General features: G+C 39.5%; 17 protein-coding genes. 16 read left to right on the top strand and 1 reads right to left on the bottom strand.

The window, feature by feature from the left end; genetic code table 11:
* The 12 genes from yfmF to map all read left to right on the top strand — a co-directional run bounded on the left by yfmF (window position 1) and on the right by map (window position 10,410).
* On the top strand, window positions 1-1,254 hold the full coding sequence (yfmF, locus tag H9L19_RS00850) for an EF-P 5-aminopentanol modification-associated protein YfmF (RefSeq protein WP_187529319.1): 1,254 nt from the start codon (window positions 1-3) through the stop codon (window positions 1,252-1,254).
* A 2-nt stretch (window positions 1,255-1,256) separates the two neighbouring features.
* Window positions 1,257-2,519, top strand: a complete 1,263-nt coding sequence (gene yfmH / locus H9L19_RS00845; RefSeq protein WP_187529318.1) for an EF-P 5-aminopentanol modification-associated protein YfmH — start codon at window positions 1,257-1,259, stop codon at window positions 2,517-2,519.
* Window positions 2,520-2,573: 54 nt separating this feature from the next.
* Window positions 2,574-3,467, top strand: a complete 894-nt coding sequence (locus H9L19_RS00840) for a helix-turn-helix domain-containing protein (protein ID WP_187529317.1) — start codon at window positions 2,574-2,576, stop codon at window positions 3,465-3,467.
* Between the two features lie 16 nt (window positions 3,468-3,483).
* Window positions 3,484-4,059: a CDP-diacylglycerol--glycerol-3-phosphate 3-phosphatidyltransferase gene (pgsA, locus tag H9L19_RS00835; RefSeq protein WP_187529316.1), complete on the top strand. Its 576-nt coding sequence runs from the start codon at window positions 3,484-3,486 to the stop codon at window positions 4,057-4,059.
* Between the two features lie 91 nt (window positions 4,060-4,150).
* A complete protein-coding gene (locus tag H9L19_RS00830) occupies window positions 4,151-4,666 on the top strand; it encodes a nicotinamide-nucleotide amidohydrolase family protein (RefSeq protein ID WP_187529315.1) in 516 nt (171 codons plus the stop codon).
* A 41-nt stretch (window positions 4,667-4,707) separates the two neighbouring features.
* Window positions 4,708-5,844, top strand: a complete 1,137-nt coding sequence (recA, locus tag H9L19_RS00825) for a recombinase RecA (RefSeq protein ID WP_187529314.1) — start codon at window positions 4,708-4,710, stop codon at window positions 5,842-5,844.
* Window positions 5,845-6,012: 168 nt separating this feature from the next.
* On the top strand, window positions 6,013-6,705 hold the full coding sequence (locus H9L19_RS00820; protein WP_187529313.1) for a VIT1/CCC1 transporter family protein: 693 nt from the start codon (window positions 6,013-6,015) through the stop codon (window positions 6,703-6,705).
* A gap of 5 nt (window positions 6,706-6,710) precedes the next feature.
* Window positions 6,711-7,400, top strand: coding sequence for a VIT1/CCC1 transporter family protein (locus H9L19_RS00815; protein WP_187529312.1), 690 nt, complete (start codon window positions 6,711-6,713; stop codon window positions 7,398-7,400).
* On the top strand, window positions 7,397-7,852 hold the full coding sequence (locus tag H9L19_RS00810) for a Fur family transcriptional regulator (RefSeq protein WP_187529311.1): 456 nt from the start codon (window positions 7,397-7,399) through the stop codon (window positions 7,850-7,852). Before H9L19_RS00815 ends, H9L19_RS00810 begins: the two co-directional genes overlap by 4 nt.
* A 102-nt stretch (window positions 7,853-7,954) precedes the next feature.
* Complete coding sequence (locus tag H9L19_RS00805) at window positions 7,955-8,533, top strand: phosphoribosyltransferase family protein (protein WP_187529310.1); 579 nt, start codon at window positions 7,955-7,957, stop codon at window positions 8,531-8,533.
* 24 nt (window positions 8,534-8,557) lie between these two features.
* The gene (locus tag H9L19_RS00800) at window positions 8,558-9,514 is read left to right on the top strand and encodes a Dyp-type peroxidase (RefSeq protein WP_187529309.1); all 957 of its coding nucleotides are present in this window, start codon (window positions 8,558-8,560) and stop codon (window positions 9,512-9,514) included.
* A gap of 110 nt (window positions 9,515-9,624) precedes the next feature.
* A complete protein-coding gene (gene map / locus H9L19_RS00795) occupies window positions 9,625-10,410 on the top strand; it encodes a type I methionyl aminopeptidase (protein WP_187529308.1) in 786 nt (261 codons plus the stop codon).
* Window positions 10,411-10,460: 50 nt separating this feature from the next.
* Here map and H9L19_RS00790 read toward each other — a convergent pair whose 3' ends face one another.
* Complete coding sequence (locus H9L19_RS00790) at window positions 10,461-10,874, bottom strand: YslB family protein (RefSeq protein WP_187529307.1); 414 nt, start codon at window positions 10,872-10,874, stop codon at window positions 10,461-10,463.
* Between the two features lie 113 nt (window positions 10,875-10,987).
* Here H9L19_RS00790 and H9L19_RS00785 point away from each other — a divergent pair, with 113 nt between their 5' ends.
* The 4 genes from H9L19_RS00785 (at window position 10,988) to H9L19_RS00770 (ending at window position 14,368) form a co-directional block, all read left to right on the top strand.
* Window positions 10,988-11,899 (top strand): ADP-ribosylglycohydrolase family protein, encoded by a 912-nt coding sequence (locus H9L19_RS00785; protein WP_187529306.1) that lies wholly within the window; start codon window positions 10,988-10,990, stop codon window positions 11,897-11,899.
* Between the two features lie 88 nt (window positions 11,900-11,987).
* Complete coding sequence (locus H9L19_RS00780; protein WP_187529305.1) at window positions 11,988-12,947, top strand: glycosyltransferase; 960 nt, start codon at window positions 11,988-11,990, stop codon at window positions 12,945-12,947.
* A 217-nt stretch (window positions 12,948-13,164) separates the two neighbouring features.
* Window positions 13,165-13,791: a glycerol-3-phosphate 1-O-acyltransferase PlsY gene (gene plsY, locus H9L19_RS00775; RefSeq protein ID WP_187529304.1), complete on the top strand. Its 627-nt coding sequence runs from the start codon at window positions 13,165-13,167 to the stop codon at window positions 13,789-13,791.
* Between the two features lie 19 nt (window positions 13,792-13,810).
* On the top strand, window positions 13,811-14,368 hold the full coding sequence (locus tag H9L19_RS00770; RefSeq protein WP_187529303.1) for a cysteine hydrolase family protein: 558 nt from the start codon (window positions 13,811-13,813) through the stop codon (window positions 14,366-14,368).
* The last annotated feature ends 1 nt before the right edge of the window (window position 14,369 follow it).

The following is a 14,369-nucleotide window of genomic DNA, read 5'->3' as shown; positions in this document are numbered from 1 at the left end:
TTGAAAACAATTGAACTAACAAATGGTGTCTATGTGCACATCGTTCAGACGACACAATTTGCGACAAATCAAATCAGTATTAATTTTTCCCAGCCGAAAGCTAAAGCACATTTCGCTGAACGTTTTTTAGTGAGTAACATGCTTGAAACGGTTTCAAAACAATATTTTAGTCAGACATTGATGGCAAAAAAAATTAGTCAAATGTATGGGGCTGATTTTAGTGTCGATGTTTCAAATCTAGGTGCGATTCACAATCTAAGGTTAAATTTATCATTAGTGAATGATGTATTCACTAATGATAAGACTAATATGGTGCAGACTGGGTTGGAATTTTTACAAGAAGTTTTATTAAGACCACTCGGTAATGACGAGATTGGATTTGATTTAACAGTTTTTTCTCGACAGCAAGAAATTGCCCTGGATGAAATCGCAGGCTTATTTGAAGATCGTGAATATCAAGCGATTAGAACAGCTCTAACAGCGTATTTTCAGACATCATATCTTGGAGAAACCGCCTTCGGTCAGTCTGAGTCCATTGAACACGTCACACCATTAATGGCGTGGCATGAATTGAAACGTATGTATCAAAATGATCGTGTCGATATTATGTTGCAAGGTGATTTTAGTGACACAAGTATTTTACCGCTTTTGAATCGTTTTAATTTTCAACCTCGTATGAGTCAAATATCGCCATTTGAGCAACAGACACAGCAGGTACTTCAGATGCATTCACTGGCTGCAAACGTTAATCAGGCACGTTTAGTTCAAATATACCAATTGAATTTAACAGTGCAACAACGATTTGTTGGTTACGTTTTTAATGCACTTTTTGGTGGATTGGGTGTCTCACGATTATTTTCGAATGTTCGTGAGAAGGCTGGATTGGCGTATGCTGTTTATTCTGATTTTAATCCCTATACAGGTGTATTATTAGTGTCAGCCGGTTTGGAACTTGATGATTTAGCACAAGCTAGGCAAATGATTGCACAACAAATCGAGCAACTTCAAACACAGCCGATTACAGCTGAAGAGTTATCAATCGTGAAACGGCTGATGATTAATGATTATGTTGTGGCGTTAGATCGACCAGAACGTCAACTCGATTATTTATTGTCACAGCAGTTAACAGGATTAATTTTAACTGATCAACAGTGGACTGAACAAATAAATGCTGTCACGGTAGCGGCAGTGCAAAAGGTTGCACAAGCTTTGATTTTGCAAATTGACTTGATGTTAACAAGGGAGAGGAATTAGACATGGCGCACAAAATTTTGCAGGTGAGTCATGATCAATTAGATAATGGGCTGAAAATTCATTTAGTACCACGTTCGGATTATCATCAGATGATGGCGATGGTGACAGTTGATTATGGCGCTCGTGACCAGATTTTTGAAGACAAAGGTGTGCTTACGCATGAACCAGCTGGATTAGCTCATTTCTTAGAGCATCGATTGTTTGCACAACCAGCCTATGATGCTTTCACCAAAATTAGTAGTTTTGGTGATAACGTGAATGCATTTACATCACAAACCCGAACAAGTTATTTTTTAACTTCGCGTGGTTATCAATACGACAGTTTTGAAGAATTATTATCTTTTACACAAACCCCTTATTTTCCGGAAAAAGAACTGAAGAAAGAAATTGGGATTATTGGACAAGAAATCGAGATGTATCAGGATGATCCAGCTTCTCGTTTGTATCGTGCAATTTTGAATCGACTTTTCCCACAAGACCCATTGGGCACTGATATTGCTGGAACACTTGATAGTATCAAACAGATTGATGCGAGGGCACTAATGACGGCATACACCCATAATTATGTGCCAAATAAAATGGAAATCGTGGTGGCTGGCGCATTTGATCCGATTCAGATTCGGACATTGATTGCGCAGTCAGAACTTGGCCAAGCTAGGCCACAAATTACGGGCCATTATCACTTACCAGTTTTATCAGCTGTGGATACGCTACCAGTAGAGATTGAATTAGAAACGGTGCGGAATAAAGTAGCGATTGGTCAACGCTTTTATGAGGGTCAAATGTTACCAGTTGGGAAGGCTGCATTAAATGATGCTATTGCATGGTCGCTGGTCATGGATCTGGTTTTTGGTGAATTTTCACCAGTTTATATGAATTGGTACGATTCAGGCTTAATTGATGATAGTTTTAGTGTGGAGTTTGATTGGGAACGTGCCTTTGCATTTGTGACCATTATTGCTGAAACATCGGAACCAGAGGAGTTAATCAGCTTAGTATCAGATGAGTTACAAGTGTTGAGTGACAGATTTGAAGATCTAAAAAAATGGTATGATTTAGCCAAAAAAGACATGTTAGGACGTATGGTAGCCAAGCTGAATTCATTAGAAGAGATTGTGACGCGATATGAGGGGAATACTTTTGGCGGAACGTTGTTGGATGATGAGATTGAGATTCTTCAAAATTTGTCGGTTATGACGGTGCACGAAATGATTCGGCGTGTTGCTGTTAGTCCAATTGCTAGTATAATTGCCCGTCCAAATTAACTTTTGTATGGTAAAATAAAAGTATAAATATTAGTTAATTAAGGAATTAGAAGCATGACAGAAGAGCAACAGCGTGGTATTGGTGAGGAATTACAAAAAGCTCGTATTGAAAAGGGACTAACACTAGACGACATTCAAGCCCAAACGAAGATTCAAAAACGTTACCTACAAGCAATTGAAAATGATCAATTGGACCAGTTGCCAGGTCAGTTTTATGAGCGCGCGTTTACTCGACAGTATGCGGCAACTGTCGGGTTAGATGCTGATTCGTTATTGGAATCACATGAGATTATTGCACCAACGGTTGCACCTGATTTGGATAAATCTCGAGTTGATGCTGATAACGTGACGCGTGCTGGCATGCACCGACAAGAAGAGTCAACCATCGAAAAAGCCAGTGTCATGATGCCAAAGGTTATCTTGGCGATTGTGGCGCTAATTGTTGTGATTGTTGTCTGGGCGTTTGTTGCCAATTTTGCTGGGAAAGCTAAGCAAGAACCAGCGAATAACTCACAAGTCTCAGTAGCAACGTCTAAGGTGGCTTCAAGTAGTTCAGAGACGTCAGCAACTTCCACATCAAAAAAGCAAAAAGAAAAGCAGGCTTCGAGTGCGTCTGAAAAGCCTAAGACGGAAGTTGCACCTGCTTCTGTCGCTGGCACAACGTCAACTTTTGCGGTCAAAGTGCCAGTCAATGAAGCGCGAAAGTTAAAAATAACGGGTCGTGGCGCATCATGGACACAAGTAACAAATAATGCTGGGGTTGTATTGTATTCAGGGACCATCCAAGCTGGTGAGACGCATGAGGTTGATATTCCAAGCGACAACACTTTTGTCACACTACAAACGGGTAATGCTAATAATTTAACCCTCCAATTTAATGGGATTGACGCACCTTTGAATAATACAGGTTTAGTCTGGCGTGCAGTCTTTAATGTTGCACAAAAATAGTTTTAGGAAGTAAGACATGAATTTACCAAATAAGTTAACAGTTTTTCGTATCGTTTTAATCCCGTTATTTGCCATTATTTTGATGGTACCAATCAATTTATGGGGTGGTAGCGATATGTTACCTACAACCCATTTGATTGCTGCGTTGATTTTTATTGCTGCATCACTAACAGATACGCTGGATGGTCAGATTGCACGTCGCCAACATTTAGTGACTAATTTTGGGAAGTTTGCTGACCCTTTGGCTGATAAGTTATTAGTCATGACGGCATTGATTTACTTTGTCCAATTTGGATGGGTACCAGCTTGGATGGTGGCTGTTATTGTCATTCGAGAATTAGCTGTAACTGGATTACGGACCCTAATTGTTGAAAACAATGGTCAGGTGATGGCTGCAGCGATGCCTGGAAAAATTAAAACAACAACGCAAATGTTAGCCATTACGTTTTTCTTGTTGCATAATTTTGGCTTTGCGACAATTGGCATTCCTTTTGCCCAGATTATGTTGTGGATTGCAGTATTCTTTACCGTTTATTCGGGAATTGAATATTTTTGGAAGGCACGATTTGTGTTTGCCGATGGCTTAAAATAAGATAATAAAGGTGACCAACGTCGCCTTTTTTTATTTCAAAATGTAACGTTTATCGTTATATGGTTCATTATTTAGTAGGAGGTGGATTAAAATGACTGAACAAAAGATCCAATTAGGACAGAAATTAATAAAAATGGATGAAACCATCACTGCTGTTGAAAGTCTAACGGCCGGCTTGTTTGCGGCAACACTTGCAGAAACACCGGGGATATCAGCAGTGTTTCCAGGTGCTTTTGTGACTTATTCAGCGACAGCAAAAACGTTACTGACGGGAGTGCCGCAGGCATTAATTGCACGATATGGTGTGGTTTCAGAACAGGTCGCAGTCGCAATGGCATTTGGGGCAGCTAAAAAAATGCAGACCGATTGGGCCATAAGTTTTACGGGTGTGGCGGGTCCTGATTCACTAGAAGGGCATGCAGCTGGCACTGTATATATCGGAATTGTTTACGGTCAACGACTAAGCTACGTTCAAGCTTTTCAATTGGAAGGCGATCGCCAAATGGTGCGTGAAGCTGCTGTGTCAGCGGGAATGAACTTATTGAATGCAGTTATTTTGACACCAGATAAATATTTTGAAAAAATAGTTACAAAGTCAGGTAATTAGGTTATACTTAATTTATTAATAAAAATATGGAGGCCGATTAAATGGCAAGTGGGAAAAATATTAACCCAAATAAGAAAATCGAAGGTAAAATAACAGACCCTAAAGCACGGGATGCAGCGTTGAATGAAGCACTAAAGAAAATTGAGAAGTCATTTGGAAAAGGTGCGGTTATGAAGATGGGTGATTCTAAGTTTACTAAGGTTGAATCAACATCGACTGGGTCTTTGAAGTTGGATATTGCACTTGGTGTTGGTGGCTACCCTAAGGGGCGTATTATTGAAATCTATGGTCCCGAATCATCAGGTAAAACAACATTAGCGCTCCATGCCGCGGCTGAAGCGCAAGCAAATGGTGGTATTGTGGCCTATATCGATGCGGAAAATGCCATGGATGTTGAGTATGCTAAAGCGTTGGGGGTCAATGTTGATGAATTGCTTTTGTCACAACCAGATACAGGTGAACAAGGTTTGTCGATTGCTGATGCTTTGATTAATTCAGGTGCCGTTGATATGGTCGTAGTTGATTCTGTTGCCGCTTTAACGCCGAAGGCAGAAATTGACGGCGAAATCGGTGATACGAGTGTTGGGCTACAAGCGCGTATGATGTCTCAAGCCCTTCGTAAATTGTCCGGTGCTATTTTGAAAACTGGCACGACGGTTATTTTCATTAATCAATTACGAGAAAAGATTGGGATCATGTTTGGTAATCCTGAAACAACACCAGGTGGACGTGCGCTTAAATTCTACTCAACTGTTCGATTAGATGTTCGTCGAAAGGGTGGTATTGATGCGACAAAGGCTGATGATGATAATGTTAAGTCAGTTGGAAATATTACGCGCATTAAAGTGGTCAAGAATAAAGTGGCTGCGCCTTTCCGCGAGGTGGAAGTCGAAATTATGTTTGGAAAGGGTATTTCTAAAACCGGTGAGATGATTGACTTGGCGGTTGATAAAGATATTATTGATAAGGCTGGCTCATGGTTCTCATATAATGGGGACAAGATTGGTCAAGGAAAGGTTAATGTTATTCGTTGGCTTGATGATCCTGAAAATAAAAATGCTTATGATGATATTTTCAAACGGGTGAGACAGGCATACTTGGGCGAAGGTGAAGCACCAGCCGAGGAAGTATCTAACGCAAAAACAGAAGATGATATTGCATTAGACATTGAAGAATAGAAGATAACCTTTTATCTCAATAGCAGCTGTAAAGAATTAATTGTAACCACTGGTCTGTTTTGGACCGGTGGTTTTTTTGTCGCGTCTTAGTTGCTTGGACTTGAATATGAAGAATCAATTTGGTATATTTAAAATTATAATGATTCTAAATTAAAAAGGAGATGACGAATGGTACATAAGCAAACAAAAAGTCTGGCACAACGCAATAACATTATCCGAGCATCCGTGATGGGAGCTAATGACGGCATCCTGTCTGTTTCGGGGATTGTTATTGGGGTGGCAGGCGCAACAACCAATACTTTCTCGATTTTAATTGCTGGGTTTGCCGGCGCGTTAGCTGGTACGGTCTCAATGGCGATGGGTGAGTATGTTTCGGTACACGCGCAAAATGATGCGCAGAAAAGGGCAGAAAAAGAACAACAAAATCGATTAGAGTCAAGCTTTCAACAAGAACAGACTTGGTTAGAAAACAAATACGTCAAGTCAGGTATTCCGAGTGATTTAGCTCGACAGGCGGTTTCAGAAATGATGATTGTTGATCCTTTGGGGACAACAATTCGTGAACGTTATGGCTTTACATTACACGAAGAGATGAATGCGATGTCAGCGAGTGTCGCATCTATGATTTCTTTTCCGTTAGGTTCAATTTTACCGATGTTAGCTATTTCAACAATGCCGCATGAACATGCAATCAATGTCATGGTAACTGCTTTGTCAGTTATTATTGCTTTAGCTTTCACTGGGTACTCTTCGGCTAAATTATCAGGTGCTAATCTATATCGTGCGACTTTGCGCAATGTTTTGGCAGGTATTTTTACGATGTTAGTAACATATGCTATTGGACTAATGATGGGGAGATAGGAGCGATGAAAAATATTAAATCGGCGCCAAATGAGACCATGGAAGAACGCCTGAATGTTATTCGAGCCGGTGTGTTGGGTTCAAATGATGGTATTCTAACCGTTGTTGGTGTGTTATTCTCTGTCGGTGCTGCAACATCCAATTCATTTACGATTTTTATTGCTGGGATTGCAGATTTATTCGCATGCGCTTTGTCAATGGCATCGGGTGAATATGCTTCGGTTAGTTCACAAAAAGATGCCGAAGAAGTAGTTGTTGATTTAGAAACAAGGCGTTTAGCGGCTAATCCACAAAGTGTTGAAGCTGATATCTATCAATTTTACTTGCAAAAAGGTGTTTCAGAAATGACAAGTCGGAAAATTGCACAGGCTTTGATGGCAACGAAACCCCTGGAAGCTGTGTTGACTGCAAAATATGATGTTCAATTAGGACACTATGTGAGCCCGATGGGTGCAGCAATCTCATCACTGATATGCGCGGCAATGGCTGGTGTTTTTCCTTTATTGACAATGACCTTTGTGACAGGAGAAAATGGTATTGTAGGAACCATATTAATCACAGCTATCATATCAGCGATGATTGGTTTGCTAAGTGCTTATCTTGGTCATGGTTTCATGAAGCGTGCAATGTTGAGAAATGTCGTAATTGCATTGATTACAATTGCTATTCATTATGGGATTGGTAAATTATTTTGACAGAAAATAAAGTAGAAGCTGCTTTTGCAGCGGTAAAAAGGTCAGGTTTTAAATTAACAGAGCAACGTTCAATTATTGTCCGATATTTGGTAGAAAACCGAATGGTACCGACCCATCCGACAGCCAAGGCCATTTATCATGATTTGCAAGCGGTATCTGAGAAAATCAGTTTAGCGACTGTCTATAATACGTTAGATATGTTAGTTAATGCGCGACTAGTTTTGGCGATTGATAATAAAACGGATGGTAAGATGCATTACGATTGGTTTGGTATCCCGCATTATCATGTGATTTGCACCAATTGTGGCAAAATTGTCGATGCTGACAATTTCCCATTAACGGAATTACCAAAATTGGCAGCTGAGGCAACGGGATACAAAATTGGGTCATATCAAGTGGAAGTGCGGGGGATTTGTCCTGACTGTCAGCGCCGCTTAGGTAACCAGGGTTAAATATATTTAGTCTAAATCATCGGAGTTATTTTGAACTAATTTTTGTTAGTTATGGGAAAATAAAGGTGTAGTCAATTAGATGCAATATAGGAGGTAGTTATAATGGTCAAGAGTTATTTATTAACGGTCGGTGATTATACGCGACGGTTGCCAATTATCCCCATTGATGAAACACATGGTATGGCTGTCTTTGTCTTATTAGGTGATGCACGGATGACACATGAGTCAGCAAAATTGTTGGTCGATAAAATACCGGATAATTTTGATTATCTGGTAACAACAGAAAGTATGGGCATTCCGCTCGTGCATGAAATGTCGGTTTTGAGCCTGCATTCAGAATATATTGTATTGAGGCAGTCAAAAAAAATATATATGCAATCGCCAATCGCCCAAAAAGATTATGTTGATCGATGGGGTAATACCAAAAATATGTATTTAGATGCTATTGATTCAAAACGACTAGTTGGGAAAAAAGTGGTCATAGTTGATGATATTGTGACAAGTGGTGCTTCAATGGCGGCAGCCTCAGAATTATTAAAGTCAGTAGGCGCCAAGGTCGTTGCCCAAGCTGCAATCTTGGCGGAAGGTGATGCGGTACATCGTAAAGATTTAGTTTTTTTGGAAGGATTGCCGTTATTTGAACAAAATGGTGATGACTTTGAACCGGTATCACTTGATTAGAATAGTTAAATTTGGAGGGGAAAGATGACGGAAATAATGAATCCAGATCAGGCACAAGATGTTTGGAAAGATGTTGGTCGTAGTGTTGCATTTGTTGTATTAAAATTATCTCGAGATAGTCAGGTAGAGGCGCAGAATGTGATTCAGGAATTTGCCGATCGCTCACAAGCGATTATCCGTTCAATGCGTATTCGAGCAAATCAGGATAATCTGCGGGTTGCAATTGGATTTAGTAATGCGGCTTGGGATTACTTATTTCCAACGGCTGCAAAGCCCAATGAGTTAGAGACGTATACGACTTTAGAGGGGCCAGAATACACGATGCCTGCGACTGAAGGTGATATTTTTTTTCATATTCGAGCTGCGAATGAGGCAGTTGTGTATGAAGTGGTGACGCAATTTATGCGCTTCTTAAAGCCAATTACAACATTGATAGATGAAACAAAAGGCTTTAGGTATTTTGAAGGTCGCGCTATTATTGGGTTTATTGATGGGACCGAAGCGCCAGCACCTGAAGATGCGGCAGATTATGCTATCATTGGCTCAGAAGATCCAGCATTTATTAATGGGTCGTACGCCTTTGCACAAAAGTGGCGCCACGACATGGACTTTTGGGGTCATTTGAAACATGAAGAACAAGAAAAAGCCGTTGGCCGTGAAAAATATACTGATTTAGAGTTACCGGATGATGAAAAGTTTAAAAATGCGCATAATGTTGCCTCAAAAGTAGATATAAATGGCGTTGAGCAAAAAATTGTGCGGATGAACGTTCCTTATTCCGATGAGGCTAGTCAAAACACTGGAACATATTTTATTGGGTACGCAAGACATTGGACCGTCACAAAGGCGATGTTAGAAAGCATGCTAGCTAAAACAGATTATTTGTTAACTTTTTCAACTATCCTAACGGGACAATTATATTTCATTCCGTCGCGTGAATTATTGGCGAAGATCGCAGATGGTGAATTAAACGAAGCATAAAACTTTGGATTAAAAGGTCAGGTGTTAGCCTGACCTTTTTCATTGTAGATTGAACGAGATACGATAAAGCGTGGTATAGTTAATAGTGAATGTTAAACTGGAGGACGAAAATGATTACGTTAAAATCACAACGAGAAATAGAAGCAATGGCGAAGTCTGGTGCAATTATCGCAGGCATGCATCAAGGCCTGCGTCAAATTATTAAACCAGGTATCTCAACTTGGGAAATTGAGGTGTTTGGCCGTCAATATATTGAAAGTCATGGCGGTCGAGCTGCACAAATTGGCTTTGAAGGTTTTGAATACGCAACGACAGTATCGGTTAATGACGAAGTTGCGCATGCGTTCCCACGTAAGGCGTTGTATTTAAACGAGGGGGATATTGTTAAGGTCGATACAGTCGTTGAACTGGATGGGGCATATTCTGATTCAGCATGGACGTATGCGGTTGGTGAGGTGAGCCCCAAAGTACAACGTTTAATGGATGTAACGCACAAAGCGTTATACTTAGGGATTGACCAAGCGCAAGTTGGTAATCGTTTGGGAGATATTGGTGCAACCATTAATGCTTTTATTGAAGATGAAAATGGGTATGGTAATGTCCGCGATTATATCGGACATGGAATCGGACCAACGATGCATGAAGAACCAGCCGTGCCGCATTATGGTGTTGCTGGCCGCGGGTTAAGATTAAAGCCTGGCATGACAATTACCATTGAACCGATGGTTAATCTCGGCGGCTTTGAAGTTGAAACGTCTGAGGAAGATGGCTGGACAGTGACCACGTTGGACGGATCATGGTCAGCACAATATGAACATACAATTGCAATTACAAATGATGGACCAAAAATATTAACGTCACAGGATCCAGAATTTGATGCCAAGTATTTACTATAAAATAATAAAAGGTCAGTTAATGGGCATCTGCTCATTGACCGACCTTTTATTTAGTCTTGTAGTGTCCCCGCTGATTCAGTCAGAACAGTTAGAATGACAATGTTTTTATTAATTTCAACCTGTGCTTCAGCCCCAAAGCCCAATTGCTGTTGTGTTTGTTGTGCAATAAATCCAGCTTCGAGGTTAAAGTCTGGTACTTTTTCTTCATTTAGTCGGGTTTCAATGACTTGCCCTGTCAGATGCCATTTTTGCATTGTTGCTTTTTGACTGTGCATGGTAAGCGTACCAAATCCGGCATCATTAAAGAAATCAATAATCGCCTTAATGCCGTGGAGTTCAAATTCACGGGCTAGACTTTTCCCAGCCCAATAGGTAATATCGGCAATGTCTTCATTAAATAGATTGGGCATTAGTCGATCACGTAGTAAGACAATTGGGAAAATATTAGTTATTTCTTCAGCCATTTGAGAGCTCCTCGTTTGAATTGAATATGTCAATTATAACGAAATAAACTTAATTTGCCAAATACGTTGCAAAAATGTTACAATTTCTGAATGGAAAGGAAGGGGAATTAAACATGGACTTACCGAATAATCCATTAATTAATAGCACCCTCGGTTTGCTGGATGGTGATTTAAAATCTCAGCAAGACCATACAGAAGGTACCCAAGTATGGGGTAGTGACAGCTCATTAACTTTGGCAACCATTAATGCCCTATCAAATGGGTATAATTTAATCGATATTATGAATGAATTTGAGAAATGGTATGCAGAAGGCAAGTATACTGCGAATGGTCAAATTCAAACCATTGGAAAAACGACTCAAGGTGCTATTTTGCGTTTCTCTGAGAATCATGATCCTTTTTCTTCAGGCGGAATTGCTGAAGATGACAACGGAAGTGGTGCTTTGACGCGAATGATGCCTGTGATTCTTTATCTGTATTCGCAGTATGGCTCTGATTTTATCAATAATGAAACAGCTATGCTAACTTTACATCAAATAGCTGGGTTAACCCATAATCATCCACGAGGCTTGGTTGGAATTGGCTTATATGCAATCTTAATCGGGCAAATTCTAGATGGATTTGATTTGGAGATGGCCTTAGATCGCGCAGTCGGATTGGCTTATGAGTATTATTCTGAACACGATATCTTTGCAGAGGCATTGTCTGAATTCGAGAATTTAAATACACCTGATTTTGTTAATAAACCAATGAAGGAGCTCAAAGCAACTGGTTATATCGTGGATACCCTTGAAGTGATTACATGGGTTTTGCTTAATACTGATTCGTATGATGCCGCCATGAAACTGACCGTTGAAATTCCTGGAAAATCGCATGCTATTTTACCATTAGTGGGCACGGTGGCCGCTATTATATATCAGCAGCATGATTATCCAAGCGACATTGTTACGCATGATATGCAAACTGAGCTGGAAACATTATTGAATAAAGCCGTATTAAGTGGTAAATTCGCAATTTATTCATAATGTGGGCAATTTTAAATAAAAAATATAGTTGATACTTAAGATGATAGTCTTAGGTATTTTTTATTTAAAAGGGCTGGGGGAACTTAAAATGAATAAATTTGTTATATATGTATCGTCACAGCAAAAAGAAGTCGCTTTAAAAGTTCGAGCAGATATCGTCGACATTGCATCCAAGTTAGGATATATTCCAATTCCAATTAATCGCGTTTTGACCGGCCATTTTGCTAAAGGAGACATTGTATTATATCCAGTCTTATCAAATGAAGATGAGAAAAATGCAGATTACACGCGAGTTGAATTTCTAAAATCACTTGATGTGTCATTGATTTTAGTTGCCTTGGATATTGACTGCTTTAACTTAGGCAATGATAAAATGATGGTGGAGATACTTAATTTAGCAGATTGTTTGTTGATCCAAAATAATGACATCTTGTCACAATTACGGGAAATTGGAATTGTTACCCGCGTGAGGACGGTTGAGATCCATGATTATTTGATACCAGCACCTGTGACGATTGCCGAATTTAGCCGCGAAGTTTCAGTAGTCAATGCGCCAACCAAGAAATATATTAAAAATTGGCAGCTTCAAACGCCAATTAATGTCTTCCAAGAAAAAATTCACGAAAAAGACAGTTTGCTTAACCAGGTGTCTGAATTAGATCCCAATAAAGTTAATGATGTACCACATAGTGGATTTGGTTTGGTATTTGAAGATGATCGAGCGAACGATAAACGATTTCTTAATTTATCCTATGAAATATCGATGTTTTTAGCTGGTGGGGTGCCTGTCATTATTTCAAAACATGATTCGGCGGCACATTTAATTCGCAGTTTTGGTTTGGGGCTAATGATTGAAAGTCTGGCGGACATTGATCGTTTGATGCAAGATACCACACGAGAAAGTTACTTAAAGATGGTTGAAAACGTGAGCGCCTTTAGTAAATTTATTCGTCAAGGGGCTTATTATAAGCATGCCATTGAAGCATGTGAGCACGAGGTGCGTTTATCTCAATTAGCAAAAACAGAAACTAAAAATGAAAAGATTTAAGTGTATACGTTTTGTGCGGTTTATTTAAAAATTAAGCAAATACAATTTGTATTTGCTTTTTTTGATTCGTATTGGGTAATGACGGCAGATTAATAATTGCGATTGTGGTACTAATAATTCAATAGTTTTCGTGATAAAATGAGTAGGTATGTAGAAAACCTTGTTAGATAGATAAGGGCTTCAATACAGAAAAATTAATACAAATGATGGAGTTATTATGACCGGAACACATGTGGTGATTAGCATTATTATTGCTTATTTATTAGGCGCCATTCCTTTTGGATACTGGATTGGGAAATTTATTTATCATAAAGATTTGTTGACTTTAGGGTCTGGAAATATTGGAACTACTAATACATTTCGGATTTTGGGGAAAATTCCTGGGACGGTGGTTTTTGTATTAGATATCTTAAAGGGAACGGCAGCAGCATCGATGGCGTATGTTTGGGGGCCGTTACCAACTTCACAACATTATTGGGTCCTCATTATTGGGGTTGTAGCAGTGATTGGACATACCTTTTCATTTTGGTTGAATTTTAAGGGCGGAAAAGGCGTTGCAACTTCGTTGGGGATTTTATTGGCATACTCACCAACACTATTTGTTTGGTCATTTTGTTTCTTTGTTTTTGGTTTACTGATTTCGAGCATGGTTTCGGTTGCATCAATTTTAGGTTTTCTAATGAGTTCCATTCTATTTTGGGTGATTGACGATACCATTTTGGCAACTGTCTGCTCAATATTAATGCTTTTTGTTGTCTATTTACATCGTTCAAATATTCAACGAATTATTCACGGTACTGAGAATACAATTAAGTTTGGTTTACCTTATTGGATTAAAAAGTGACAGCTAAGGAGTATGTCTAATGAAAGCACTAATTTCGATTGATTACACGAATGATTTTGTCGCTGATGATGGTGCGTTAACCGCGGGCAAGCCTGCACAAAATTTACATGCTAAAATCCTTGAATTGACAAAACAGGCCACCGAACAGCAAGATTTTGTCGTCTATGCTATTGATCGCCATACAATTGGGGATGAGTATCACCCTGAAAGTCGATTATTCCCTGCGCATAATTTAGCAGGTACGAATGGGCGTCAGTTATTTGGTGCGTTACAGGCTTACTATGAAAAAACGGCAGATCAGGCAAATGTTTATTATATGGATAAACGACACTATTCAGCATTTGCAGGGACCGATTTAGATCTTCGATTGCGTGAACGGAAAATTACAGAGATTACGCTAGTGGGTGTCTGCACAGATATATGTGTCTTACACACCGCAATTGATGCTTATAATTTAGGTTATCAAATTAATGTGCCTGAAGCGGCTGTTGCATCTTTTGATGCAGCAGGACATGCTTGGGCCTTGCAGCACTTAAAAAACACATTAGGTGCAAATATTATTGAAGAAAATGATTGAT

Origin of the sequence: Weissella diestrammenae (assembly GCF_014397255.1) — a bacterium.
In the GTDB taxonomy this organism is placed as follows: domain Bacteria; phylum Bacillota; class Bacilli; order Lactobacillales; family Lactobacillaceae; genus Weissella; species Weissella diestrammenae.
The sequence above is the reverse complement of the archived record's forward strand: the minus strand, read 5'-3'. Positions and strand labels throughout refer to the sequence as shown.

Excerpts from the sequence above, each read along its gene's own strand:
- H9L19_RS00790 (WP_187529307.1), bottom strand. The coding sequence starts at position 10,874 with ATGGCTGAAGAAATAACTAATATTTTCCCAATTGTCTTACTACGTGAT.
- H9L19_RS00840 (WP_187529317.1), top strand. The coding sequence starts at position 2,574 with ATGACAGAAGAGCAACAGCGTGGTATTGGTGAGGAATTACAAAAAGCT.
- H9L19_RS00830 (WP_187529315.1), top strand. The coding sequence starts at position 4,151 with ATGACTGAACAAAAGATCCAATTAGGACAGAAATTAATAAAAATGGAT.
- yfmH (WP_187529318.1), top strand. The coding sequence starts at position 1,257 with ATGGCGCACAAAATTTTGCAGGTGAGTCATGATCAATTAGATAATGGG.
- H9L19_RS00815 (WP_187529312.1), top strand. The coding sequence starts at position 6,711 with ATGAAAAATATTAAATCGGCGCCAAATGAGACCATGGAAGAACGCCTG.
- H9L19_RS00800 (WP_187529309.1), top strand. The coding sequence starts at position 8,558 with ATGACGGAAATAATGAATCCAGATCAGGCACAAGATGTTTGGAAAGAT.
- H9L19_RS00785 (WP_187529306.1), top strand. The coding sequence starts at position 10,988 with ATGGACTTACCGAATAATCCATTAATTAATAGCACCCTCGGTTTGCTG.
- H9L19_RS00780 (WP_187529305.1), top strand. The coding sequence starts at position 11,988 with ATGAATAAATTTGTTATATATGTATCGTCACAGCAAAAAGAAGTCGCT.
- recA (WP_187529314.1), top strand. The coding sequence starts at position 4,708 with ATGGCAAGTGGGAAAAATATTAACCCAAATAAGAAAATCGAAGGTAAA.
- pgsA (WP_187529316.1), top strand. The coding sequence starts at position 3,484 with ATGAATTTACCAAATAAGTTAACAGTTTTTCGTATCGTTTTAATCCCG.
- H9L19_RS00805 (WP_187529310.1), top strand. The coding sequence starts at position 7,955 with ATGGTCAAGAGTTATTTATTAACGGTCGGTGATTATACGCGACGGTTG.
- H9L19_RS00820 (WP_187529313.1), top strand. The coding sequence starts at position 6,013 with ATGGTACATAAGCAAACAAAAAGTCTGGCACAACGCAATAACATTATC.
- plsY (WP_187529304.1), top strand. The coding sequence starts at position 13,165 with ATGACCGGAACACATGTGGTGATTAGCATTATTATTGCTTATTTATTA.
- map (WP_187529308.1), top strand. The coding sequence starts at position 9,625 with ATGATTACGTTAAAATCACAACGAGAAATAGAAGCAATGGCGAAGTCT.
- H9L19_RS00770 (WP_187529303.1), top strand. The coding sequence starts at position 13,811 with ATGAAAGCACTAATTTCGATTGATTACACGAATGATTTTGTCGCTGAT.